The following is a 24,593-nucleotide window of genomic DNA, read 5'->3' as shown; positions in this document are numbered from 1 at the left end:
TCACCGGATCAGTCACTCCCATCACCGCATCCGCTTCCATCGGTTGCACATGATAGATTTCGTAACCGCCTTGTTGATCCGCCAGCCGGATAAATTCGGGATGCTCGGCCCATTGCCCCGTCGCTGGAACCACGTCATGCCCGTCGATTTGCGATTGCGAAAGATTCGCAGACGCGATCGGACCAATCGAATTCAACCCGCCATCGGATTCGACAAAACCACGCGCCAGTAGCATCACCACCAAAATGGCACTAAAGAAAACCAGCAGCGAGCCCTTCAAAAATTGCACCCATGTCGTCGACACCATCCCGGCGGTCACAACGATCACGATCACGACCATTCCTACCAAGACAACGCCCACCCAATGCGGAAACCCCAGGAGCGGCTGGATTAACGAACCGGCACCGACCATTTGCGGAATCAGATAAAAGATGCTGACCGCCAAGGTGCTGATCCCGGCAGCCAGCTTGATACCACGCGAGTTGAACTGGGCGTCCAAGGCGTCCGCGAATGTGAATCGCCCCAGTCGTTTCATCGGCTCGGCGATCACAAATAACGCCACGATCCAGCCCGCCAGATAGCCGATCGAATATAGAAATCCGTCGTAGCCATAGGCCGCGATCATCCCGCAAATTCCCAGGAACGATGCGGCGGATAGATAGTCGCCTGCGAACGCCACTCCGTTGACCGCCCAAGGGATTTGACCGTGAGCGGCAAAGTAGCCCTCGCTCGAAGTCGCTTTGCGACCCAGGAAAAAACTGAGTCCGACTGTTACGACAACAAACGCCAAAAAGACAAACACCGCGATCCATGAAGGTTCGTAAATCATCGTGACGCTCCTTCGTTTGTTTCGCCGCTTGAAAGTTCACTCGATGACGTTCCATCGATTGGTTCGTTGCGACACATCACTCCATACAGTAGCGCCATCAGTATCGCCGCGATGATCAAACCAAATCCATAGACAATCGCCAGATTCAATCCTGCCACAACGACCGTTTCCATCCGTTCGGCGTCAAATGCGTTGATAAAAACAAATCCGGCGTACAGAACCAAGTAGATGACAAACAGCACGATGCCAAGTCGTGAGTTGTATTGACGCGCCGCAGTGGGCACGTCGGCTTTGGGCAGTGGAGTGGGCATAAGTGAATGAGCGTGAGGAAAGAAAGAGTTGGAGATGGGGGAGTAGGAGAAAGGACGGGGGTGGCTGAAAAAGCGTTGCCGGGCCCCATATTAACCAAAGATGCGAAGCAAGGGGGACGTCAGAAACACAAACTTGGCAAGCGGTAACGACGATACCGGTTTTTCCGCGAGGGTGATGCCGCTCACCAGCGAATGTGAGACTTAGACTCGTAGCGAAAAGTCGCCAAGACTTTTGGTAAGCGTGAGACGTTGAATCGAGTGAACCGCGACGCGTGAGAGAACGTCCGGCTTAGGGTGACTCTAACAACTCGCATTCGTTCTTTTTTTGAGGCCGGAGGCCAGTACAATTCATGCCGGTGGTGTTAACCACCGGTTTGGAATGCAGCAAATCCAAGGCCGGAGGCCGACACATTTACTCAGTCATTGTGTCGGCCTCCGGCCTTTGCAGCTCATACGCTACATCCCGTGGCCTTACGGCCTCTGCCCTAAGTGGGAGGTTCTCGTAAGTGGCCGGGTCCCACATTCGTAGTGAGACTCGAAGTCGTTCCTGGTGCGACAAAATCAAATACGGTAATTCGGGCGAATCCCGCTACATCCAATGAGGGCAATTCTCAATTGCGTCCGCCGATCCGGCATTTACGCAGTTTGCTCGATCCGGCCCACGAAAAAACGGATCAAAACTCTTGGCGAGTTTCGCTACGAGTGCTTCGGTCACTCGCCAGGATTTCTCGCGATCCAGGATTTCTGGCGAAATCCACTACCTCAAAAACAGAGATAGACGAAGCACTGAGAAGCTTATCCCACGTTGATTTTGACTCGCAGTCCGTCGTACGCCAGCGAGATGCCGTCGGGCAACTCGCCATTGGTCTGCTCGTGCTCCAGATCGTGTGAGATGTGCGTGAAATAGGTCTGTTCGGCCCCGACTCGGCCCGCCATCTCGATCGCCTCGGACAAATTAAAGTGGGTCGGGTGGATGGCATGCCGTAGCGCCCCGACCACGAATGTCTTGACTCCGCGAAGTCGCTCGACCGACGAATCAGGTATGCCGTTGGTATCGGTGCAATACGCAAAATCGCCGATACGAAACCCCAACACGTTGAAATGAGGCCCGTGGGTCATCGGAATCGGTGTGATCGGAACTCCAAACACGTCAAACGGATCTTCGACGATATTGCGAAAACAAAGCTGCGGTACCGCTCCTGGGTGCGTCGGCTCGCGTTTGGAAAACGCGTAGTCGAACGAGTGCCGAATCCGCTGCTCGACGTGGCTTTGGCAATACAGGGGGACTGGGTAGCCAAGTCGAAACGGAAAAAGACGCAAATCGTCTAACCCGAACAAATGGTCCGCGTGCTCGTGGGTGAACAAAACGGCGTGAATCAGTGGTATTTTTTCACGCAGCAGCTGAGTCCGCAAATCGGGCGGCGTGTCGATCAAAATCGTCCGTGACGCGTGATGCGGCGTGTCGTGATCGATCTCGGGGTCGCTGTACGCGATCGACTCGGGCAAACGGATCGTGATGGCACAGCGAGTGCGGTTATTGCGGGGATTATCGCTCTGGCACACCGCACACTCGCAGCCCAGGGCGGGCACCCCGACGCTGGTTCCGGTCCCCAGAAAGACGACTTCGGCCTGGCTGGACCGATCGGGTCCCGAATCAGCGGAATTTGGGGGCGGCAGAGGCGAAGGATTGACCATAACCAAGGAACTTCTCAGCGATTTGGAAAGCTGTCAATAAGCCCCTTGGCTGCAGAGGGCTGTTTCTGCGATACTCTTGGGCTTGGCTGATAAAAATCGATGTGTTTTCGTGAGCCGTAGGCGATCGCCTCGGGCCTTCCTACACACGCTTGGTGCCTCACCCGGAGGCCCGTGGCAAACGCCATCGGCTCCATTTTTATCAGCTCCACTATTGAGCCAATCACGTTAAACGTCATCAAAAAGCAGGAAGAACTGAATGTTCAAGAATTTTTCACCTTGGTTACTTGGAATCAACGGCCGTCAAAGTGAATTGATCGAATTGGCGTTGACCTACGGGTTCCGCGGCATGGATGTCGACATGGCTGACATGCTCCGTCGCTCGCAACGCACCAGTTTGGAAGACGCGACCAAGTACCTTCGTGCCACCGACATCAAAATTGGTGGCTTCGATTTGGGTGTCAATCTGGACGCGGACGACGATACCTTCACCGCTCAAGTCGCGACGCTTCACCCGATGGCCGAAATCGCCAAAGAGTTGAAGGTCAAACGAGCCTACTTGCGTCTGCCCGCCGCGACCGACCGCTTGCCCTACCCCGAGTACTTCGAAACCCAACGTGCGCGTTTGAACCAAATCGCCGAAGTCCTCGCTCCTCGCGAAATTCGCTTGGGTGTTTCATTTGCCGCTGGCAAAGAATTGGCCGAAGGTAAGGAATTTGAATTCGTTCGCGACGTCGAAGGCTTCATCGCGTTGATCAGCAGCATTCCTGCGGCCAACATTGGCTACATCGTCGATACCTTTGATTGGGTCGTCGGCAAAGGCACGCTGGAGCAACTGACCAGCTTGGACGCCGAAAAGATCGTGGCCGTCCGCTTGGGTTCGGTCGCCAGCGATGCGACAGCCGAAACCGCCAAGACAACCGATCGCGTGTTGCCAGAAAAAGAAGGCGGATTGGCTCACGTCAGCGTGATTAGCCACTTGAAGGCGGCTGAGTACAAAGGCCCCGTTTCGCCGACTGCATCGTCGTCGCGTTACAAAGGCCAGACTCGCGAAAACACCGTGCAAAAGGCACAAGAAGCCATCGACTCGATCTCGCGTGACGCCGGCGTCCACGTCGCTCCATTGCCAATGGATCTGATCGAAGACGTGCCTTACGAGCCAACCCCCGCAACCTAAGTTTTACGTAGCAAAACTCGCCAAGAGTTTCGTTAAGCGTCGAACCAATAAAAAAAAGGCCGGTAACACCCTCGCGTGTAACCGGCCTTTTTTCGTTTCACTCCCAACTCCCAACTCCCAACTCCTCACTCCTCACTCCTCACTCCTCACTCCTCACCGGCAACACCTTCTCCTTCGGTTTCACATTCGGATCCTGTTCTGCGGTCAACTCTTTCGCCGGCCCGTCGGTCGGCACTGGGATCGGGACCAAGATCAATCGCACCGGCGTTCCACGCTCAGGCACCCGTCCTTCGAACGGGCGGAACAGCAGCGAGTCGGCATCAGCGCTACTGGCCAACGACAAATCCATCATCGCGGTGCTAAAGTTCGAGACGCAAATCATATCGCCGCCATCGGCGCGGTAATATTCGCGTCCGTCCTCTTCGTCTCGATAGAATCCGCTCCCGGCGAACACCCAATCAGCCTCGACCGATTTCTTCGACTCGGTATCTTGGACCCAGCGCCGCGCGTCTTCGATGTGAAATTTGCCCTGCTTGTCACGCCAACTGACCCAAACGCGGATCGCCTGGCCCGTTGGCGGCACAAAATTGGGGGTGAACATTGCCGTCGTTCCCGTCTTGGCACCGACGACCAGCAAAGCCGCATGCACTTCGCTCGATTTCGCCACCACCGCCACAATGGACTCGTGCTCTTTACTGCCAACCGGGCACGCAAACATTTCTAACGCCCCGCGATCGATCGCCACGTAACCATCGATGTAAACGCGATTCAGCTCGCGATCGACCCACAGCAGCGAATCTTGACTCAGGCGTTTTGCCCCCGGCGGCGGCGCGAACTGCTTGCTCAAAAATTCCTGGGGTGACATTTGCGGCTCCGGTTCCTCCATCGGTGGCTCCGGCTCGTCTGCGTCTGAATCGGTCACCATTTCGGCGCTCGGCCCGTCTTCTGAATTTCCCTCCTCTGCCGCAGTCTCCTTAACCAAATCTTCATCTTCGGATTTCTCGTCGACCATCGGCAACTGCCGCAGCGTGCTGGGCTCTGTGGAATCGACTGCGGTGGACTCTACCGCGGTGGGCTCGACTGCACGCGTCTCCTCTGGTGCCGCTTCCTTTTTCACAATTGGATTTGGCGATCCAGTGCTGTCGGCAGCAGATTCAGCCTCGTTTCGCTCGTTTTCGCCGGTCGGGGGCATCGTAGCCGAAGGCAGCTCGACCGGTTCGGGGGTCGTCGATTCGCGACCACAACCAACCGTCTGCGCGGCGGCGAAAGCAACAACCAGAGTGAATGTTGGCAATGTCTTGGCAAAATAGGGCATAGAGTGGCGATCGCGTGGGTGGGAAGCGCTAGCGTCATTGGGTTGAATGAGTAAGTTATACGTCAGTCAACCTGACACCGAAAACAATACTTTTCAGCAACCCTATTATAGCCCATGTCGACAAGAACCACGGAGGCCGAAAACGCCTCGCCCGCCCCTGCACCCTCCAATGGTCGACCGGCATCCCCTAAGAAAACCAAGGCTAAAAAATCGAGTCGGCAAGCGGCTGCAAACGGCACCGCGACAGCCGACGAACCGGCAACCGCATCCGCCAACGATCATGTCGCTGCCCCGCCGAAGTCTGATGAAAATTGGAAACTGCTACGCAAAAAAATCGAATCGCACTCCCACAAGTCGCCTGCGAAGGATGTCTTTGGCAAATCGGCGATCGGCGGAACCGTTTATCGCTGGGGTGTGGCCACCGCGTCAGGCAGCCCGATTGATCCAGTGCGAATGTCGCTAAGCCAATTGGCGTGCGACCAGAAACCGATCCGGCGTCGCTCGACTCGGCCTTTGGATCTGGTTTCGGCCACCACTGAGATGATCGCTCAATTGGATCATGGTGACATGTCCGCGCTGTCGTGCCATGATGCCGTGATTTGGGCCGGTGCGATGCCACAGCTGATCCAACAACTCGAACCCGTATTGTGGTGGGAATTGCTCGGCTCGCTGCAACGGTTTCGCGAACTTGTTTTGCAATCTCATTCGCCCGATTCGCACGCTCATTTGATCGTCGGTGCGGAGCTCGGATTGACCCTGGCATGGCGGCTCGCCGAACTTCCCTCATGCAAACGAGCTCAAAAATCGGCGATCGAATCATTTGCACAGTGGTGTGACCACGAAGAAGACGCGATCCCCAATGCTTTGGCCGACGCGACCACCGCTCGCTTGATACTCGGTTCGATCATGCGGTGCCAAGCACTCTTGAAGACGACAGCAAAAAAGAAGTTTCAAAAGTCATGGCACGCCGTCGGTGATGAAATGGCAACCTGGGTCGCCGCGCTGACCACACATCGCGGCACATCCGCCTTTAGCCGACTGGGCCGAGGCGACGTGAAAGATGATCTTGGTAAAACGGGACTGCTCGAGCATGCGATTGCGTTTGATCCCGAAACGCTGCGCCCTGCGACCGAAGCGGCGTTGGGACTCGGACACACCGGTGGACGATTGGCCTGGGAAGTCTGCCTGCCCGAATCATTCGTGCATAGCGATGGTGCCAAACTGGCCGTCATGCTGCCCGAATGGGATGTGCGTCGAGGAAGAACGCATCTGCATTACGCCGGCGAACATAACCAGCTCGAAATCTTTGCCGGCCGCACCCAGATCGTCGCAGGCCAAGTGCAAACCTCGATCGAAATCAACGGAGCGGAACAGGCGGCGTCCGGTGACTGGGAATTGATTTGTGAATACACCGATGACGAAGTGCACTACATCGAAATCGAACAAGATTGGACCGGCGGCGTCGTACTGCAGCGACAATTGATGTTGATCCGTTCGGATCGCAGCCTGATGCTTGCCGACGGAGTGCTTCCGAAGAATCGACAAGCGTCCGAATCGCTTTCCCAAAAAATCCGCTACTCTACACGCATTCCGTTCGCATCGGGCGTCTCGCCCGAGCTGGAAAAAGAAACTCGCGAAGTCTATCTGTGTGCCGGTCAACATGCCGCCGTCGTGATACCGTTGTCGGCATCGGAATGGCGGATCGGTCCCACGACGACGAAATTGTCCGCCAGCGAAGATGAACATTTGGTTTGGTCCGCCGAAGGAACTGGCGCGATGTACGTGCCGCTGTGGTTCGACCTGCAACGCAGACGTTTCAAACGCAAACGCACATGGCGTCAATTGACCGTGGCCGATGAACGACGGATCTGCGAACAACACGAAGCCGCTGGGTTCCGTGTCCAAGTCGGCTCCGAACAGTGGCTGGTCTATCGCTCGCTTGGTGATCGTCGCTGCCGAACAGTTCTGGGCAAACATTTGATCGCCGACTTCTTTGCCGCCAAGTTTGATCAGGGCGAAGGGATCTATGACGAATTGGTCACCGTCGACGACGCCGAAGATGGGGATGAACCAGCGGCATCATGATTGACTCCCACTCACAAGCTCGATTGGCTGAAAACTGGCAAGCGGTCCAGCAGGACGTCCTATCGGCCACAACCGCAGCCAATCGCCCCGTCGACTCCGTCACGATCATCGGCGTCACCAAGTACGTCGATGCCGAAACGACGCTCGCGCTCGTGGACGCAGGATGCCGCATCCTCGGTGAGAATCGGCCGCAAGTGCTGTGGAAAAAAAATGAAGAAGTCGATTTTCCCGACGATGTACGCTGGCATTTGATCGGCCATCTGCAGCGGAACAAGCTTCGCCGTTCGCTGCCGTATCGTCCGATGATCCATTCGGTTGACAGCGAGCGGTTATTGACTGCGATCGTCGAGGAAGCGGCCGGGCAGCAGATCCCAACCAAATTGTTATTGGAAGTGAACATCAGTGGCGAAGAGGCCAAGACCGGTTTGATGCCACAGGACCTGCGTCCGATACTCGAGTCGCATCTAGATTCCAAGCACACGGACACGGGCACCGGCGTGGTCGAGATTGTCGGATTGATGGCGATGGCGGGCTGGGGCACCGACGTCGCCGCAGCGCGTCATCAATTCGCAGCGACCCGGCAACTACGTGACGAATTACAGCAGCAAACCGGTGCGGCGTTACCCGAGTTATCGATGGGAATGAGCGGCGATTTCCCCGCTGCGATTGCCGAAGGCGCCACCATGGTCCGCATCGGCTCCCGCCTCTTCGAAGGCCTACTGCCCTAGCCCCCCCAACTCATTGTCTCCTTGTCTCCCTCTCTCTCCTCCCTTCCCCTCGACAACAACGAGCATCAAAATACGGCAAATGAATCAAACGCCGGACCCAACGCTCACTCCTCCTGTGCGACGTCGACGCAGCGACGCGGCGTTTTTCCTGGTGATGTCCGCGATCTCAGCGATCTTCGTCGTCCTGATCGTACTGCTGATCGCCGCCGACGTTCTGTTCACCTCCTGGTCCGAATTCACCGCCGCGATCGCGAAACCCGAGATCCAAGCCGCCATTCGACTGACGGTCCTGACCTGCACCGTCGCCGCGATCGCATCGGTCTGGGTCGGCACGCCGCTAGGGTATCTGCTATCACGTTACAAGTTTCCTGGCCGACTGATTGTCGACACGCTGGTGGACATCCCGATGGTGTTGCCGCCGCTGGTGTTAGGACTCAGTCTGCTGATCTTGTTTCACACCTCCATCTACGGCTGGGAATTGGAATCCTGGCTACAGACCAGTATTGGTTTTCCGGTGACATATCATTGGCCCGCCGTCGTGCTGGCCCAATTCACGATCGCATGTGCGTTTGCGGTCCGAACGATGCGAATCACGTTCGACCAAATTGACCCTCGCACCGAAGACGTCGCCCGCACACTCGGATGCACCCGCAGCCAAGCGTTTCTGCGGGTCGCGTTGCCGCAAGCTTGGCGCGGCATCATTGCAGCGACGACAATTGCATGGGCCCGGGCCCTCGGCGAGTTTGGACCGATTTTAGTTTTCGCCAGTGCCACGCGTATGCAAACCGAGGTTCTGTCGACGACCGTCTATTTAGAAATCAGCGCCGGTGAACTGAACGCCGCGGTCGCGGTTTCGCTTTTGATGGTCGCGATCGCAGTGGTGGTTTTGTTGTTTTTGCGAATGCTCAATCCGCGGGGGACTCCATGATCGAGTTCTCTGGGGTGACAATTCAAACTGGCGATTTCGTCCTTGCCGATTTATCGTTTACGCTTGAAAGCGGCGAGTATGCTTTGCTGATGGGGCGAACCGGCAGCGGCAAAACGACGGTCCTCGAAGCGATCTGCGGATTGCGTTCGGTCACAAAAGGATCGATCTGGCTTGATGGCGTCGACATCACCGACTGGTCACCCGGCGATCGGCAAGTTGGCTACGTCCCACAAGACCAAGTCTTGTTTCCGACTTTCACGGTCGGTGAACATTTGGCGTTCGCATTGCAGTTGCGAAACAGGACGAAAGCGGAGATTGCCAAGCGGACTCATGACCTCGCCAACCTGCTTGGCATCAGCCCGTTGATCGATCGATCGATTGACGGACTCAGCGGAGGCGAGCGGCAACGCGTCGCACTCGGGCGAGCGTTGTCGTTCCGGCCCTCCATTTTACTGTTAGATGAACCGCTCAGTGCATTAGATGATGCGACACGATCCGAAATGAGCGACTTGCTACAACACGTCAAATCCACGACCGGCGTCACCACGCTGCACGTCACGCACAACCGCGAAGAGACCGCCGCGCTAGCCGACCGTCACTTCACCCTAGCCGACGGCACCCTACGGTGTGTCAGCGCGTCCAGCTAGCAGGCAGGATCAACTTCACTTCTCCCAAACGAAGTTTAGGGAGAGGTCGAGCAGAGCCTTCAGCGATTGCTCGGGTGAGGGTCTGTCTCCGGCGCGATCGAACGTTACTGTCGTGCGTGTCATGCGGTTGCATCTGTGTTGTCTCGGTCGCCCTCACCCGGACGAGGCCTATGGGGCCCGTGCGACCTCTTCCAAGCTGCGCTCGGGAGAGGTGACTCTTAGCATGCTGCAAGTTTCGTGAAAACGATTTACTCAGCTGCTTGAAAATAGGCGTCCAGCACGTCGCACAGTTGGCGTCCATACAGCATCCAGTGCTCGGCGGAAGGGGGTGACTGAAGTCCCTCGATCCAATTTGCGTTCAATTCGTGAATGACGGCGTCGATGCCGAAACGCGAAAGCCAGCCTTCGCCAAGAGTTCCGGAGTTGCGGAACGTCGGATCGGTCGCTCCTTCGCGAAACCATGTCTTTTCGACCAGCAATGACTCCAGACGATGCATGCGACTTAGATAGGCATCCAGCTGCGTTTCGTCGGGACGACTGAGATGCAATTTGCCGCTCGCATCGTTGTGCATTTCGAGGGCCAAATGAGGTCGGCGCCCCGTGTCCAACATGTTGGTCAACCATCTTTCAAGCGCGGCGTTCTCGGGACACAATTTCGCGTCGGGAGCCGCGTTCCAGTCACGGTTCAGGTCTTTGCCCAGTGCATTGAACCGCGTCCGCCCCATCGCGACACCGTCTTTGTTGGCCATCGGCATGATGTAGACACAGAATCGATCCAAGTACGAGGCAGTGCGGCGGTCATGGGATTCCAGCAGATGGCGAATCATCCCCTCGACCACCCAGTTTCCACCGGGTTCCCAAGGATGCGCACGGGCGCGGATGAAAACACGATAGGGCGCTCGGTCGCGGCCAATCCGCACGATCTCGAGCGGACGCTGCTGGACCGTTTCACCGATAGTCGTGACTTCGACCAGCGGATGTTCAGTGATGTCGCTGAGCAGCCGGTCCAGGTCGCTGATGCGATACGGCGGCAACCGGGCGACCCACAAACTGCCGCTGGACGGGATCGTCACGCGAAAACGCAATTGTCCCGCGTCCTTGATGAATTCCGTTTCGATCGCTTGCCATTTCTTTCCATCGGGGCTGATGAATCCGATCGTGGCGTCGGAACATGCCAATGCCGATCGGCCGTTCCAGACGTTGGAAAAGTGGTTTAGCAGCAGCGTCAATTCGCTGCCTGGTTCTGCATCGATGCGAAAGTGCCAGTGTCCTGCGGCTCGATTGGGCGAGTCTCGTTCGTGGTCGTAGATCAGATCGATGCGGACGGTGCCATCGGACAGGACTTCCCAATCCAGCGGCGATGCATTCTCGAAGCTGGTGTCGATGAAGTGCAGCGGGTCGGCGGCAACGAGATGGCTGGTCAATAGCACCGTGATGCCCAGCGAGAGTGAAATCAAACGAATGAGATTTGGCAACGGAGCGTTCCAAGTCGAGTAGTGGCGGGAGTGTCGGTGAGCCGAGCGGTGTGGTGATCGCTCGCGAGTTTTTAGCTAGCACGGTATTTACTATACCCGAAACCGCCAAGGTAATTTTCTTCGCTATTCGTATTCGCCCTTGTTCCAATCTCTCCCCAGATTATCCCGCTGCATACGAGACTCTCGCCTCGCCGGGCAGAGTTTTCGTAGCGGAACGTGTCAACAGCGTGTTGTTTTTATCGTTTAGCAGTCAGCCGAAGGCTTACTCGCATCGGTCGGTGTACGCCTGGCTAACGGTTAAACGAAACATTCTGAAGTCATGCTAAATCAACAAGCCGCCCGCGACTTCCTCTACGCCCAAAACGTACGAAGGCCCGAGAAGCGATCGTCCATGGCGTGGGGCAGAACGAGGGAAGGCACAGAAAAACCGACGGGTTGGTTGCGGCTAAGCCACCACGTTGCGCGACCAGCAATCAAACGAGTTGTGACCATGGCGAAAACGAATCCATTAACGAGCGGCTCCGGTGCAAGGGGAGTGGTTCTGGTGATTTTGTTTTGGTTTGCTATGGCAGAGGCATAGCGGTGCAAAGAGGACGCGATCCGCGTTTTTTGCAAAGCCTCTCTGGATCTAATTCTCGTTTTGGCGCGCCAGTTGCGACCCGCTCTCCGATATCCACCATGCATTCAGCTGAATCCAGATGTGGTGATGTGGAGTCGAAAGTGCGGCTCTTCCCTTTTCCCCTCCAGTCCATTCAAAGGTATCAAAATGTCACGTTGGTTAAAAACAACACCTCTCTTCACGATGCTGGTCGCGGCCGTGATCGGTATTGGTCCCAGCCTCGCTCAGGCGGATGAAACAATCACGACGGGCGATGGTTTGTTGACGCTTCGAGCGTCGATGCCCGAAGAAACGCGTGTGGGCGAATCGTTCACCTACACCGTCGAAGTCACGAATGCATCCGACAATATTGTCTTGCATGACATCGAATTGAAGCAGCGAAAGGCGAAAGGCTTGAGTATCGAGTCGGTGTCGGTCAAAGGCGCAGACGCCAAGAATCAGAACAAAGACAAAGCCAAAAAAACTACCTCGGAAAAAACGTCGAAATCTAGCGATAGCATGAATATCGCGATGTTGAATCCCGGGCAAAGCAAGACGCTCGAAGTCACTGCATCGGCTGACGAAGAAGGGGAACTTCGCAGTTGTCTCGAAATTTCCAGCTACACTCCGGCGCTGTGTTTGTCCAGCAAAGTGGTCAAGCCTCAGTTGGAATTGACAAAAAACGCCCCTGAAAAAGTCAATCGCTGTGACGTGATTGAGCTTGAATACGCCGTCAAAAATGGCGGAACCGGTGATGTTGGTCCGTTCGTTGTCAGCGATTCGCTGGGCGATGGATTGGCTACGATCGAAGGTAACAGCGAATTGGAATTCCAGGTCGACGGGTTGAAAGCCGGCGATACTCGCAAGTTTGTAGCCCGCGTCTACGCTCAGAAGTCGGGTACGTTCTCAAGTCGCGCCGAAGCCAAGGCGGAAAACAGCGATCTGAGCTCGCGCAGCAAAGAAACCAGTACCGAGGTGATTACAGCTGATTTGGCTGTCAACCTTGATGGTCCAAATCGGTTGTATGGCGATCAAATGGCTGAGTTTACTGCCAGCATCACCAATACCGGTAACGCTGTTGCTGAGGATGTTCAGGTTCGCGTGCTGTGGCCCAACAAGTCTCGATTGCTCGACATGAGCGATACGTCGATTGCGAAGCAGGACAAGCAGTCCAAAAACAATCAGGCGAACAAAGGTGAACCTACGCCAGCCAAGAATAAGGCCGACAAGAATAAGTCCGACAAGAAGAATAAGGACAAGTCGGCAAACAATGACAAGGCAAAGAACCAGAAGTCTGGAAACCAACAATCGGATAAGAATGGCAAAGACCAAAAGATTGCAATGGAGATGAACGAGGACACCATCACCATCGATCGTTTGGAAGCAGGTCAAACCGCCACGTTTGACTACGCCGTTCGTGCCGGAGACGACGTCGACAAATTGCCGACCAAAGTTGTTGCCACCTATGTTTGTGCCGTGGATGCCGCCGAAGACCAAGCCAAGGCCGAAGCTCGCGCCACGTCAATGGCAATGGTCGAAGCGAAGATCGTGCGGTTGCCTGCGATGCAGATGTTGGTCATCGACGACGAAGACCCCGTGTCTAACGGCGGCGAAGTGGCCTACATGATCCGCGTCTGGAACGAAGGTGACGCCGCAGACAACAAAGTCAAGGTGGTTGCTGAATTGCCCGAAGGATTGACGTTCCAATCTGCTGAAGGTCCGACCAAACACAGCCAGGACGGTTCATCGATCACGTTCGAGCCGATCAAGACGATGAAGCCTGGTGAACGAATGGATTACAAGGTCATCGCCAAGGCGGATGGAAACGAAAACGTGCTATTCAAAGCCACGCTTACGAGTGAGAAATTGTCGCAAGAAGTTACGACCGAGGAACCAACACGATTGTTTAGCCGTCAGGCCAAGAAATAATCGGTTGAACTGGTAACCCGTCGCGATAAGTAATAAAGCCCGCTCGAGTAATCGAGCGGGCTTTTTTCGTGTTGTCATCGTGAGAAGACGGCTTAGAAATCGGTGCTTACGACTTCGCGTGCGGCACGTGTGCCCAAAGCGCCCCACACCCCATACGGACTGATCGAACCCGCCGCGTTGCCGTTGGCCGAGGTGCCTGAGTAATTGACGGGAAACGCGGCCGAGTTGCCGGATTCAATTGAATCGGTCACAAATTTGACAGCTCCGTCGGTCATCAACACATGGCAGCCACCCGGGTGACGGCTGGACATCGTTGCGATACCGGCGTCTTCCGCCGTGGTTTGGAAACAAAGTTCACCGTTGGGTGGCAGTATCGTCATGCACTGACCATAGTTGGCGCGAGCATCGGCCCAACGATAACCGCGACCATACAGTGCGGAGGTCGATGTGGTGCCGTTCCAGTACTGTGGTCGATCGCTGCTGACAAATTGTTGGCAGTAATTGGCCGGGCTCGAGTTAAGATCATGAGTCGCCTTTTCCCAAACAATCGTTCGTTTGTCGTTGTCGCCGAGATCGGTGGCAATTTCACCCGCACAAATCGTATTCGCTAGACCGTCCAAGACATCACGGAAGGCCATCTTCCGCTGCAGTGCGAACACACCTCGGTGGGCGGCCTGAGTTTGCAGTGTCACGCTGGAATCGGCTGGCAAGCCGCTGCTTTGCCGATTGCCTTGAGCGGACAGGAATGCAGAGTCGCCGGTGCAGGCGACATAGTTGGTGCGGGCCAGCGCGGGGGCCCCTTCCCCAGGATCGCTGGGGCAGCGAAGCATCGGAATGCTGGTTACCCAGGGAGTGTATTCCGATTGGTCCGGAGTCGGTCCCATCGCAGGCCAAGCGGGAGATCGCTGCGCTCCGGTGGATGCAACAATCGAGTTCGGATTGCTGATCGAGTCATACAGTGCCTGGCCCTCCATAAACGGAAGGATGCCAACCAGCATGCTGAGGTTGCGGTTGGACGATAAGGTGCTGCTGCTTGCCCACGACGTTACGCCGTAGTCGAACGTGCCGGTGCCATGGATCGGCAACTGGTTGTATGCCGAGTGGTAGTTGTGGATAGCCAACCCGATTTGTTTGAAGTTGTTGCTACAACTCATGCGCCGTGCCGCCTCGCGAGCGGCTTGTACTGCCGGCAGCAAAAGCCCAACCAAAACGCCGATGATGGCAATCACCACGAGTAGTTCGACGAGTGTGAACCCCGATCGGGGGCGTGAATGTACGTCCATTAAGTTGCCTTGTTCCTGAGTGATCAAAAAGAATGCGGGGCCATTCTTGCAGAAGTAGATGTCCGGCCGCGCGTGGACCGGTGCTGTCCAGTAGCAATGCGTATTACGAAGCCGATTCCGACTCAATATTTGACTTTGATTTGAAAAAAGTCTGGAAAAAATTGAGGTTAGCTCGAAGCGCTTGTCCCCGTTTTCTCGCGGAAATGAGGGCACGATTTGCAGATTTCTCAAGACACGACACGTGAGCGGTCGGTGCCAGCGCACTGCCTGCTGCCTTACGGTCCACGATTCACCGTTGACCAATGTCGCCAACGAAACTTCAGCCAACGTTTCCCAGCGACTCAGCCTTGTTTGATGCCCAGCATTCGGTCTAGCGAGTCGGCGGTTTGATAGATCAGGGCTTCGGGAAAATGGAGGTAGGGATGGAAGTACTCGAACGTCAGATAGCCGTCGTATCCGGTTTCGTCCAATGCGGCCATTACCGCTGGCCAATCGGTGGTTCCATCCAACAGAGGACGGAACGCTTCGAGTGAATGGTCGCTACCCTTTTTAGTGTATTCTTTGAAGTGAACATTCTTAATGCGCTCGCCCAAGATCGGGATCCAGTGCTCGGGAAATTGGTACTCCATGATATTTCCCGTGTCGAAATGCACTTTCACATGTTCGCTAGAGAAGCTGTCGACAAAGTCCACCATCTCCATCGGAGACATCAGGAATCCGTTGAAGAAAATGTTCTCGATATTCAGCGAGACATTCAACTTCTCGGCTTGCGGCAGTAGTTTTGTGATGGCCTCGCGCGCCCGGCGGTCGCATACGTCGTTGGGGGTTGGGGCATGGTCCGCGCGCCACGGCATGTGGACGGCGCCCGGAACGACCAATAGATTTTCGGTTCCCAGGTCGTGCGCCGCCTGCGTCATGTTGTCGGCCAATTCCATACCGCGAGCTCGTTCTGCAGGATCGTTGCTGGTTAGCGGATAAGGCCAAAACAGAAACGAGCAGACACCGCTAATCGCGATCCCGATTTCGTCGGCCATTTTGCGAATCGCAGTGAATTCTTTTGTTCCCGCTTTGGGCGACAGATCGCTCTCGAGGTCATAGTTCAATTCGATACCGTCGAACCCGGCGTCCTTGGCCAACTGCATGCATTGACGCAGCGTCATCTTGTCGGGATAAGGAAACGCCCACAGATTGATCGACTTTTTCATCTTGTATTTTGGACGCGCCGCAGCGCCGGAAACAGAGTCGGCGGGTACCGCGGTCGCGTTTTTTGACGTTGCCAACACCGCACTGCCAAAGGCGGCATAGGTCAGTAAGTCGCGACGTTTTAATGAAGACTTGTTTTGCATGGTCGATTCCTAGAGTCGCAGTCGTGTTAGCGGTTGGGGGTCGTTGCAATCGAACGGACAAATCTTAGCAGTAGTGGGAACGCCGGTTCGGCCATTTGTCCATGGTCGAATCCGTCCAATTCGTACAGCTTAGTGTTCGGGTGCCCGGCGACCTGCATCATTCGCCATAGGTAGGCGTTTTCTTCATAGCGACCCAGCATCTCGCGTTCACGATCGCCGGTGATCAACAGCAGCGGAGGGCAGTCGTTGCGAACATGAAACAGCGGCGCCAGGGTATCGATCAACGGCGTTTTGCCCCCGATGCCTTGTTCCTTGCGTGCGGTAAAGTGGGTGATCGTGTGGCCGCTAAACGGGATCAGGCCGGCGATCTTGTCCGCGTCAACTTGATGTGCCGCGAGCCATTTTTTGCCAACCCAATCATGCTGGTCAAATAACCGCCGGCCGAATGACCGCTGACGAAGACCTTCTGACGTGATCCGCCGTATTGCTCGATGTGGTTGAACGTCCAAGCGACGGCGGCTGCGGCATCGTCGATACAGTCGGCCACTTTCACATGGGGACTGAGTCGATAATCGACTCCGACCACGATCACGCCTTTCTCTTTCAGTGAATCAGGGATCTCTCGTTTTCCGCCGGTCAGCCCGCCCCCGTGAAACCAAACAATTGCGGCGGTGTCTTTGGCGTGTTCGGGATAGTAGACATCGAGTCGACACTGCCGGAGGATCAACGTGTCATCAGAATCGCGGTAGGAAATGTTGGTTGCGGTTTTGTAGCCAACCGGTTTGGGATGGTTGTCAGCGGCAAAGACAAGTGATGTGCAGATCCAAGCAATGGAAACAAAACCGCAGAGCGAAATTCGAAACATCGGCGAGCGTCAAGGTAGGCGAGAGGAATGGGGAGTGAGTCTCTTAATGTACTCGCTCAGCATTCTCTGTGTTGACGCGGTCGCAGGTGGGCCCAACTGACCCACGCAAGTGAAATTTCGCAGCGACGCGTCGCGGAACGCGTCAACAGTCTTGTTGAATTAGTCCGACTTTAGGATGTTTTGTTTAACCGTCAGCCGATAGGCGTACGCATAACAGATGTGACTACGCCTTCGGCTGAGTGCTAAACGATTAAACCGCGGGCCGTAAGGCACCCTTTTAGTGTGTTTAAGGCCGGAGGCCGGTACAATTCATGCCGGTGGTGTTAACCACCGGTTTGGAATGCAGCAAATCCAAGGCCGGAGGCCGACACATTTACTCAGTCATTGTGTCGGCCTCCGGCCTTTGCAGCTCATTCGCTACATCCCGTGGCCTTACGGCCACGGCAGAGGATGTATCGGCCTCTGGCCTAAGCCGGACGATCTCTGACGCGTCGCGGCTCAAAAAATCGTCAATCCGTTGAGGGCTGCTGCTGCGAATCGCAAAACGACCGGGGCTCAGACGGGCTTTTTACTCGCTGGGGATCGATTCGGCGATATTTTGCGAATGATCACGGACGCGGGCAAACGCGTTCAGTGCAGCGAGGTAGGCGACGCTGACCAATGGAGGCGTCTCGCCGTCGGAGAGTTCTTCCAAGTGCGATTTGCGCAACGTCTTGATCTTCGTTCGCACTCGTTTGTTTGCCGCATCGGTTTTCGTGACAACGTTGTCATTGCCTTGCAGAAAGGCTTCGTTGACTTCACGCAAATACTCTGCTGTGATCCGGTTTAACTGAACCAAGTCTTGGATTTGAGCAGGGGAAAATCGCAGCCCATCTCGCCGCAACTTGCGGTCGAATTTGTCCAGATTGACGATGTAGTCGCTAATGGATTCGTATTCGTCAGCCATTCGCAATTGACGGCGTGCTTCGTCGGCGACCGAATGCGGCAGATTGCTCGAGAGCAGATTGGTGACGTAGACCGCGATTTCGTCCTGGATCGAATCGAGCACTTGTTCTCGTTTTCGCAGCCGGTCCGCCAGCGATTTGTCAGGACTTTCTTGTTGGATCAATTCCGACAGCCAATCGAGCATCTTTGAGCAGCCGTCGGCCATCCGTTCGATCTCGCGACGCGATTGTTCGATTGCCAACAATGGCGTTTCAAGCAGCCGAATGTCCAAATCCGTCAAACGAGGTTTCTCTTTGAAATCTTTGGACGGTACCATCCAATTCAACAAACGGACGAATTGGGGCACAAACAACAGGAACAGCAGAACATTGGCAACGTTGAAAATCGAGTGTGTCGCCGCGATTGCAGCCGTGCGATTGGGGAACGTTGTTACACCGTCGACAACCAATTCGGCGTCAACGTCGCCTACCATCAGCCATTTGATCAACACGATGTAGTAGGGGAAGATCGCAGTGATCCAAAACACCCCGAACAAATTGAAGATGACGTGGAAATAGGCCGCTCGCCGCGCGTTCGTGGTGGCGCCGAGCGAAGCGAGAAACGCCGTGATCGTGGTTCCGATGTTTTCGCCTAGCACGAGAGCCGCAGCGGTCTCGTAAGAAATAATTCCCTGTGATGCCAACGAGATCGTGATCCCCAGCGTTGCCGACGATGACTGAACCAATGTCGTCAGTACACAGCCAATCATCGCACATTTCAAAACACCGATGTAAGAATCGGCTGCAAACGTTTTAAACCAAGCTTCGAAATCGGGCAGCTGTTTGATGATCGCGCAGGCATCCTTCATCAATTCCAAGCCAAAGAAGACCATGCCGACGCCCATGATCGCCATCGCCCAATAACGGGCCCGTTCGCCGCGCGAGAAGAGGAACACAAACGCGGCGCCGCCGAGAACCGGCAATCCATATTTGCCAATCTTCAACACCAAGATCCAACCGGTGATCGTCGTCCCAATATTGGCACCCATGATCACGCCGATCGCTTGGGAAAGCTCCATGACGCCACTGTTGACAAAGCCCACCACCATCACGGTCGTGATCGAGCTGGACTGGACCACACAGGTCACAATGACACCGACGATCGTGGCAAAGATACGATTGTTGGTGACCGCGGCGATCATTTTCCGCAGACTGCTGCCGGCGACCGCCTGCATCCCTTCGGACATGTTCTTCATGCCCAGCAGGAATATACCGAGTCCGCCAACGAGGCCACAAACGAGTTCGGTGAGTGCTGAGAATTCCAAGAGAGTGGTCGCCTAGCCGCGTCGTGTTAAGAGTGTGTGAACCTCAGAAGAAGGTTGGGGGAATTCTAATCGCCGGGGCAAGGCAAAAACAACCGCTAGCATTTTAATTCAGCAAAGAATTAACCGCCCTTTTCAGCGTGGTTTCGGATTGTTTGAAAACGGGCTGCCCATCCCCCGTTGATGCCGATGTGGTCGTGGCAATATTCCCCCCCGAGCGGTTTGTTTTCAACGTAAACCATCCACCGAATTCAGGCCTATGCGTTTTGTGGCCGGGAATTCGTATGGGGGACTGTTGTGAGGCGATATTGGTATCCGAGACGATCGTGGTCGGCGGCGAAGATGTGATGCCCAGGATCGACACCGGGGGTCGCGGCGGGCCCCTTGGTCAAAGGATGGTGAAGCAAGCAAATTTGGCTTTTTTTCAACCTTGCGACCAATTCGATTCAAGTCGTATAGCCAGGGGACAAATACTTGTTTCCTAAATCGGCCAGGAATGGAATCGATGCGACCAATTTTGATTGCTGGGGCGTTCTGCGCCACTCTTGTTGCCACTAGCCACGTGAATGTGGCAGATGCCCAGGCACCGCCGCCGCAAGGAATGGGGCTGCCCGCCGGTTCGACCCCCCCGAGTCTGCAGCAGAATCCTGCTGCTAGCCAACCGGCGGCGCGACCACAACCCAACGGCCAAGTCACCGGTGGTGGTGAATTGCCACGAAACGCAGGGCAAGAGCATCGAGTTTACGATTTGACCGCCTACACACGCTATTTGACTCAGCATGACCGCCCCGAACAGGCGGTAATTGATTGGATTTTGCGTGAAACGGGCACTGACGTTTGGTTCACCGAGCCGTTTGGGTTTATGAGTGCAACGCGGGACCAATTGTCGGTCTATCACACGCCCGAAGTCCATCAAGTTGTCGCGGGAATTGTGGACCGATTTATCGCTGGGGACATTCAACCGCAAGTGCTGCATCTGCGTTTGATGACCGTGGGTAACCCGAATTGGCGTGCTCGGGCTCATATGTTGATGACACACGTGCCGGTCGATTCGCCGGGTGTGCAAGCGTGGTTGTTGAGCAAGGAAAATGCTGCGGTGGTGTTGAACATGCTTCGCCAACGCACCGACGCCCGTGAAGTTCAAGGCGTTGATTTGCCGATTTTTAACGGTCAAACCGAAAAATTATCGCGTACACGCGGCCGCAATTATGTGCGAAACGTCCGCGAATCACCGCAGGGATGGCCGCCATACGAGCCGGAAACCGGCGAAGTCCAAGAGGGATATCGATTGTCACTCAGCCCGCTGTTGACGACCAATAACAGCGTCATCGATGTGATGATCAAAGCCGAAATCGATCAAGTCGACAAATTCAACCACGTGGATCTCGAATTGCCGCTTCGCAACCAACAGGTCCATCGCACGCGAATTGACGTCCCGCAAGTCGTCAGTTGGCGGTTGCACGAACGATTTCGCTGGGAATCGGACAAAGTGTTGTTGTTGTCGTGCGGTGTGGTTGCCAGTCCCGAGCGACCGGGCGGATCGTCTTTCATGAATTTGGACATGTTGACGGGAAATACTTCGGGCCGAGCGGACGCGTTAATGTTTGTCGAATTCCGTGGTCGCGCATCCGAAAATCTGACGACCAACCCGATTGCTCCTCGGACGGCAACCGCAGTTCCCTTTGATGCCCCCCACCGCGGACGCTACTAGGGCCAACGAAAATGCATGTTTTTAAGTAGCGAAACTCTCCATGAGTTTCGGGGTGTTATTGTGGGATAGGCTTTCAGTCTGTCATTGTCTCCTCGACGGGCTGGAAGCCTATCCCACATTTTTGAGCCAAAGTTGCTCATTTTGCCCCTACTGAAACGATTTGCGGAATCTGGCTAGAATGTCGTCTCGCTTCCCCCATTTTTGACGCAACCACGCGTTTTTCGACTCTTTCAGTGAACCGACCAAGATCGGTCGTAGACCTTCCATGGATAGAACCTCCTCTCGTCGCGTTGTCATCACCGGTCGCGGTGTTGTCAGTCCGCTCGGAATTGAATCATCGGCAATGCTGTCGGCTTTGCGAGCAGGCCAAAGCGGCATTGGGCCATTCACGCAAGTGCCACAAGGCGTGTTGAGCGTCGATCACGGTGCGGAAGCGACCGAATTCACGGGCGATATTTCCAATTATGGTCCGCTCGAAAAGGCACTGCAGCGTACGATTCGCAAAGGCAGCAAGGTGATGTGCCGCGAAATCGAGATGGGCGTCGCCGTGGCTCAGTTGGCACTGCACGACGCAGGGCTGAGCGAAGACAAACGTGATCCCGAACGCGTCGGAGTGGTTTACGGGTGCGACTACATCATGTCGTTGCCCGAAGAGTTTTCGGCAGGCATTTTGAAGTGTATGGACGAAGAGGGCACGTTCGACTTTGACAAATGGGGGGGCGAAGGGCGTCCTCAGGTCAATCCGTTGTGGTTGCTGAAGTACTTGCCGAACATGCCCGCCAGCCACATCGCGATCTACAACAATTTGCGTGGGCCCAACAATTCGATCACCGTCCGGGAAGCCAGTGGTGGTGCGGCGTTGGGCGAAGCCGTGTCGACGATCGAGCGAGGTCATGCCGACGCCTTGATCGTCGGTGCGACCGGGTCTCGGATCCATCCGCTGCGAACGCTGCACGCATCGCTACAAGAAAAGCTTGCTGCGGACACCGAAGATCCGAGCAAGATGAGTCGTCCCTTTGACGTTTCGCGTGACGGTAGCGTCGTCGGCGAAGGTGCTGCCGCGATTATGTGTGAATCGCTCGAGCACGCGGAAGCTCGCGGGGCCACGATTCTGGGCGAAGTCGTTGGATTCAGCAGCAGTGCAGTCGGATCAGGGGCCGGTGATGATTACATTCGCCAAGCGGTGCGAAACGTACTAAAAGGGGCGTTGGGCAAGGCTGATCCGAAATCGATCGGTCATATTCACGCTCATGGTTTGGGCACCGTCGAAGGCGATCGTTACGAAGCCGAAGCGATCGCGGACGTGTTCGGGCCGCCATCGGAGCAGCCGCCCGTGACAACGGCCAAAGGGCATTTTGGAAATCTCGGTGCCGGTGGATCGATGGTCGAAGTGGTTGCCAGTCTCGACGCACTCGGTGGCGACTTATTCCCAATTTTGAATTGTGAGAAGCTCGACCCAGCGTGCCCGATCAACGCGTGCACCGAATCGGGAGTCCCCGCAGGCGACGAGTTCATCAGCGTGAACGTGACGCCGCAGGGTCAGGCGTCCGCTGTCCGCATCCGCCGGTTTGCACCGTAGCGAAAGTCGTTTGCGACTTGTTGATTGAAACGAGATGCATGCGTGCGTGGGACCCGGCCGCTGACGAGAACGTCCGGCTTAAGGTGAATCTAACAACTCGCATTCGTTCTTTTTTTAAGGCTGGAGGCCGGTACAATTCATGCCGGTGGTGTTAACCACCGGTTTGGAATGCAGCAAATCCAAGGCCGGACGTTCTCTGACACGTCGCTCATGCCGGATCGGCGCAAACGGTAGCATTTTCACATTCGCTTCGAATCAGTAGATAATTTCCGATTGTGTCCGCAGATCCGGCGTTCGGTCCGTTTGCTTGATCCGGCCTACAGCTATCGCCCAACTTGAATACGCGCGGGTCGGGTTGAGATTTCTCGATTGGTTTGCAACAAGGGGCGTGATGTAATTGTTAGTGGGAATCGCAGCAAATTCGTGGGATTCGTAAACCGCTGTTGGTCAAAACCCGGCTACAATGGGCCGCGACCTTCACTGAATCCCACCTTTGATCTGCGAGTAAATTCCCGCCATGACAAAACAAACGTCGTTTCAACGTCGCCAAGTCCTGCAATTTGGTGCCGCTTCATTTGCTGGTTTGGCGCTGATGCAATCCTCGACCGCCAACGCAGCGGATCCCTCTGGCAAACCGTGGCTACGTAAGACATTGAAGATTGGCATGATCCGTGTCAAAGGTTCGCTGAGCGAAAAGTTTGCTGCGGCGAAAGAAGCCGGGTTTGCAGGTGTCGAATTGAACGCACCGGGTTTTGATGTCGACGAAGCCAACGCGGCGGCGAAGGAAACCGGTTTGATCATCGATGGTACGGTCGGGGCCGATCACTGGGGAGTACGTCATACCGACGCCGATCCCGCAACACGAGCCAAGGCATTGGCGAGTCTCCGCAAAGGACTCGAGCAAACCGCAGCCGTCGGCGCCGACACAATGTTGTTGGTCCCAGGCCGTGGTTCCGACGGGACCGCAGAGGAGGTCTACAAACGCGCGGTCGACAACATCCGCCAAGCACTTCCGGATGCGGAGAAGTTGGGGGTTTCGATCGTGATGGAAAACGTCTGGAACGAAATGTTCTACGATCCCAATGGGGGAACCGAACAGACCGCCGATGCCTTTGCCGCGTTCATCGACGATTTCGATTCGCCGTGGGTGGGGGCTCAGTTTGACATCGGCAACCACTGGAAATTTGGTGACCCTGCGGCCTGGATTCGCACGCTCGATAAGCGAATCAAGAAACTAGACATCAAAGGTTTCTCGCGTGAAACGGGCAAGTTCACCAAGATCACCGAAGGTGACATCGATTGGCCGAGCGTGAAAAAGGCGCTCCGCGACATCGAATTTACCGGCTGGTTAGCGGCCGAAGTTGGCGGTGGTGATTTAGAGCGTTTGAAAGAAGTAAGCCGCAATTTGGACAAGGCGCTTCAGTGCAACGAGTCGGTTGGCTGAGCGGCCGACAGGCCCATCAAGCGTTCCGATACTGGTTGATTTATTGAGCCGCGACGCGTCAGTGAACGTCCGGCTTAGGCCAGAGGCCGATACATCCTCTGCCGTGGCCGTAAGGCCACGAAATGTAGCGAATGAGCTGCACAGGCCGGAGGCCGACACATTGAGTGAGTAAATGTGTCGGCCTCCGGCCTTGGATTTGCTGCATTTCAAACCGGTGGTTAACACCACCGGCATAAATTGTACCGGCCTCCGGCCTTAAAAAAAGAACGAATGCGAGTTGTTAGAGTCACCCTAAGCCGGGCGTTCTCGCCAGCGGCCGGGTGCCACGCGTACCCGGCGCCTTACGGCCCTCGGCTCATCAATCCAATCTGCATCTCGTTTAAATCGACAAACCGTTCACGTCGTT

At 55.6% G+C, this 24,593-nt stretch carries 19 protein-coding genes; 9 read left to right on the top strand and 10 right to left on the bottom strand.

What is annotated here, in order from left to right:
• From RMSM_RS15265 to RMSM_RS15255, 3 genes are all read right to left on the bottom strand, one after another.
• The coding region (locus RMSM_RS15265) for a sodium:solute symporter family transporter (protein WP_008697820.1) at nucleotides 1–829 on the bottom strand (829 nt) is incomplete at its 3' end.
• Nucleotides 826–1,140 (bottom strand): DUF485 domain-containing protein, encoded by a 315-nt coding sequence (locus RMSM_RS15260; RefSeq protein ID WP_008697813.1) that lies wholly within the window; start codon nucleotides 1,138–1,140, stop codon nucleotides 826–828. The genes RMSM_RS15260 and RMSM_RS15265, both read right to left, overlap by 4 nt.
• A gap of 795 nt (nucleotides 1,141–1,935) precedes the next feature.
• Complete coding sequence (locus RMSM_RS15255) at nucleotides 1,936–2,835, bottom strand: MBL fold metallo-hydrolase (RefSeq protein ID WP_008697809.1); 900 nt, start codon at nucleotides 2,833–2,835, stop codon at nucleotides 1,936–1,938.
• Nucleotides 2,836–3,091: 256 nt separating this feature from the next.
• Here RMSM_RS15255 and RMSM_RS15245 point away from each other — a divergent pair, with 256 nt between their 5' ends.
• Complete coding sequence (locus tag RMSM_RS15245) at nucleotides 3,092–4,009, top strand: TIM barrel protein (protein ID WP_008697807.1); 918 nt, start codon at nucleotides 3,092–3,094, stop codon at nucleotides 4,007–4,009.
• Between the two features lie 139 nt (nucleotides 4,010–4,148).
• On the opposite strand, the gene RMSM_RS36940 is transcribed toward RMSM_RS15245, so the two are convergent.
• The gene (locus tag RMSM_RS36940) at nucleotides 4,149–5,324 is read right to left on the bottom strand and encodes a YdjY domain-containing protein (protein WP_008697805.1); all 1,176 of its coding nucleotides are present in this window, start codon (nucleotides 5,322–5,324) and stop codon (nucleotides 4,149–4,151) included.
• Between the two features lie 114 nt (nucleotides 5,325–5,438).
• Here RMSM_RS36940 and RMSM_RS15235 point away from each other — a divergent pair, with 114 nt between their 5' ends.
• From RMSM_RS15235 to RMSM_RS15220, 4 genes are all read left to right on the top strand, one after another.
• Entirely contained in the window at nucleotides 5,439–7,409 is a 1,971-nt protein-coding gene (locus RMSM_RS15235) for a hypothetical protein (protein ID WP_008697803.1), read from the top strand.
• Nucleotides 7,406–8,137, top strand: coding sequence for a YggS family pyridoxal phosphate-dependent enzyme (locus tag RMSM_RS15230; RefSeq protein WP_008697802.1), 732 nt, complete (start codon nucleotides 7,406–7,408; stop codon nucleotides 8,135–8,137). The genes RMSM_RS15235 and RMSM_RS15230 overlap by 4 nt, the downstream gene beginning before the upstream one ends.
• A gap of 79 nt (nucleotides 8,138–8,216) precedes the next feature.
• Nucleotides 8,217–9,065, top strand: a complete 849-nt coding sequence (locus RMSM_RS15225; RefSeq protein WP_063870227.1) for an ABC transporter permease — start codon at nucleotides 8,217–8,219, stop codon at nucleotides 9,063–9,065.
• 14 nt (nucleotides 9,066–9,079) lie between these two features.
• Complete coding sequence (locus tag RMSM_RS15220; RefSeq protein WP_236622152.1) at nucleotides 9,080–9,712, top strand: ABC transporter ATP-binding protein; 633 nt, start codon at nucleotides 9,080–9,082, stop codon at nucleotides 9,710–9,712.
• 248 nt (nucleotides 9,713–9,960) lie between these two features.
• Here the strand turns inward: RMSM_RS15220 and RMSM_RS15215 are convergent, their stop codons facing one another.
• Nucleotides 9,961–11,187 carry a M14 family zinc carboxypeptidase gene (locus RMSM_RS15215; protein ID WP_008697799.1) on the bottom strand — a complete coding sequence of 409 codons (1,227 nt, stop codon included), beginning with the start codon at nucleotides 11,185–11,187 and terminating at the stop codon, nucleotides 9,961–9,963.
• 766 nt (nucleotides 11,188–11,953) lie between these two features.
• Here RMSM_RS15215 and RMSM_RS15205 point away from each other — a divergent pair.
• Nucleotides 11,954–13,714 carry a COG1361 family protein gene (locus RMSM_RS15205; protein ID WP_008697798.1) on the top strand — a complete coding sequence of 587 codons (1,761 nt, stop codon included), beginning with the start codon at nucleotides 11,954–11,956 and terminating at the stop codon, nucleotides 13,712–13,714.
• A 92-nt stretch (nucleotides 13,715–13,806) separates the two neighbouring features.
• On the opposite strand, the gene RMSM_RS15200 is transcribed toward RMSM_RS15205, so the two are convergent.
• The 5 genes from RMSM_RS15200 to RMSM_RS15185 form a co-directional block, all read right to left on the bottom strand.
• Nucleotides 13,807–14,997, bottom strand: a complete 1,191-nt coding sequence (locus RMSM_RS15200) for a DUF1559 domain-containing protein (RefSeq protein ID WP_040767016.1) — start codon at nucleotides 14,995–14,997, stop codon at nucleotides 13,807–13,809.
• Between the two features lie 341 nt (nucleotides 14,998–15,338).
• A complete protein-coding gene (locus tag RMSM_RS15195) occupies nucleotides 15,339–16,343 on the bottom strand; it encodes a sugar phosphate isomerase/epimerase family protein (protein WP_008697796.1) in 1,005 nt (334 codons plus the stop codon).
• Nucleotides 16,344–16,369: 26 nt separating this feature from the next.
• A complete protein-coding gene (locus RMSM_RS42640) occupies nucleotides 16,370–16,627 on the bottom strand; it encodes an alpha/beta hydrolase family protein (RefSeq protein ID WP_008697795.1) in 258 nt (85 codons plus the stop codon).
• A 71-nt stretch (nucleotides 16,628–16,698) separates the two neighbouring features.
• Nucleotides 16,699–17,208, bottom strand: a complete 510-nt coding sequence (locus RMSM_RS42635) for an alpha/beta hydrolase (RefSeq protein WP_008697794.1) — start codon at nucleotides 17,206–17,208, stop codon at nucleotides 16,699–16,701.
• Between the two features lie 568 nt (nucleotides 17,209–17,776).
• A complete protein-coding gene (locus RMSM_RS15185) occupies nucleotides 17,777–19,456 on the bottom strand; it encodes a Na/Pi cotransporter family protein (protein ID WP_008697788.1) in 1,680 nt (559 codons plus the stop codon).
• Between the two features lie 502 nt (nucleotides 19,457–19,958).
• Between RMSM_RS15185 and RMSM_RS15175 the strand changes: the two genes are divergently transcribed.
• The 3 genes from RMSM_RS15175 (at nucleotide 19,959) to RMSM_RS15165 (ending at nucleotide 24,187) form a co-directional block, all read left to right on the top strand.
• The gene (locus RMSM_RS15175) at nucleotides 19,959–21,164 is read left to right on the top strand and encodes a hypothetical protein (protein ID WP_236622151.1); all 1,206 of its coding nucleotides are present in this window, start codon (nucleotides 19,959–19,961) and stop codon (nucleotides 21,162–21,164) included.
• Between the two features lie 265 nt (nucleotides 21,165–21,429).
• Complete coding sequence (locus tag RMSM_RS15170; protein ID WP_008697784.1) at nucleotides 21,430–22,743, top strand: beta-ketoacyl-[acyl-carrier-protein] synthase family protein; 1,314 nt, start codon at nucleotides 21,430–21,432, stop codon at nucleotides 22,741–22,743.
• A 517-nt stretch (nucleotides 22,744–23,260) separates the two neighbouring features.
• Entirely contained in the window at nucleotides 23,261–24,187 is a 927-nt protein-coding gene (locus tag RMSM_RS15165) for a sugar phosphate isomerase/epimerase family protein (RefSeq protein WP_008697782.1), read from the top strand.
• Nucleotides 24,188–24,593: the final 406 nt, after the last annotated feature.

It is taken from the genome of Rhodopirellula maiorica SM1 (assembly GCF_000346295.1).
Classification (GTDB): domain Bacteria; phylum Planctomycetota; class Planctomycetia; order Pirellulales; family Pirellulaceae; genus Novipirellula; species Novipirellula maiorica.
Note: the sequence above shows the minus strand (reverse complement) of the source record. Positions and strands in the feature narration are given on the sequence as shown.

Excerpts from the sequence above, each read along its gene's own strand:
- RMSM_RS42635 (WP_008697794.1), bottom strand. The coding sequence starts at position 17,208 with ATGTTTCGAATTTCGCTCTGCGGTTTTGTTTCCATTGCTTGGATCTGC.
- RMSM_RS15230 (WP_008697802.1), top strand. The coding sequence starts at position 7,406 with ATGATTGACTCCCACTCACAAGCTCGATTGGCTGAAAACTGGCAAGCG.
- RMSM_RS15245 (WP_008697807.1), top strand. The coding sequence starts at position 3,092 with ATGTTCAAGAATTTTTCACCTTGGTTACTTGGAATCAACGGCCGTCAA.
- RMSM_RS15170 (WP_008697784.1), top strand. The coding sequence starts at position 21,430 with ATGGATAGAACCTCCTCTCGTCGCGTTGTCATCACCGGTCGCGGTGTT.
- RMSM_RS15195 (WP_008697796.1), bottom strand. The coding sequence starts at position 16,343 with ATGCAAAACAAGTCTTCATTAAAACGTCGCGACTTACTGACCTATGCC.
- RMSM_RS15235 (WP_008697803.1), top strand. The coding sequence starts at position 5,439 with ATGTCGACAAGAACCACGGAGGCCGAAAACGCCTCGCCCGCCCCTGCA.
- RMSM_RS36940 (WP_008697805.1), bottom strand. The coding sequence starts at position 5,324 with ATGCCCTATTTTGCCAAGACATTGCCAACATTCACTCTGGTTGTTGCT.
- RMSM_RS15205 (WP_008697798.1), top strand. The coding sequence starts at position 11,954 with ATGTCACGTTGGTTAAAAACAACACCTCTCTTCACGATGCTGGTCGCG.
- RMSM_RS15260 (WP_008697813.1), bottom strand. The coding sequence starts at position 1,140 with ATGCCCACTCCACTGCCCAAAGCCGACGTGCCCACTGCGGCGCGTCAA.
- RMSM_RS15200 (WP_040767016.1), bottom strand. The coding sequence starts at position 14,997 with ATGGACGTACATTCACGCCCCCGATCGGGGTTCACACTCGTCGAACTA.
- RMSM_RS15165 (WP_008697782.1), top strand. The coding sequence starts at position 23,261 with ATGACAAAACAAACGTCGTTTCAACGTCGCCAAGTCCTGCAATTTGGT.
- RMSM_RS15255 (WP_008697809.1), bottom strand. The coding sequence starts at position 2,835 with ATGGTCAATCCTTCGCCTCTGCCGCCCCCAAATTCCGCTGATTCGGGA.
- RMSM_RS15225 (WP_063870227.1), top strand. The coding sequence starts at position 8,217 with ATGAATCAAACGCCGGACCCAACGCTCACTCCTCCTGTGCGACGTCGA.
- RMSM_RS15175 (WP_236622151.1), top strand. The coding sequence starts at position 19,959 with ATGCGACCAATTTTGATTGCTGGGGCGTTCTGCGCCACTCTTGTTGCC.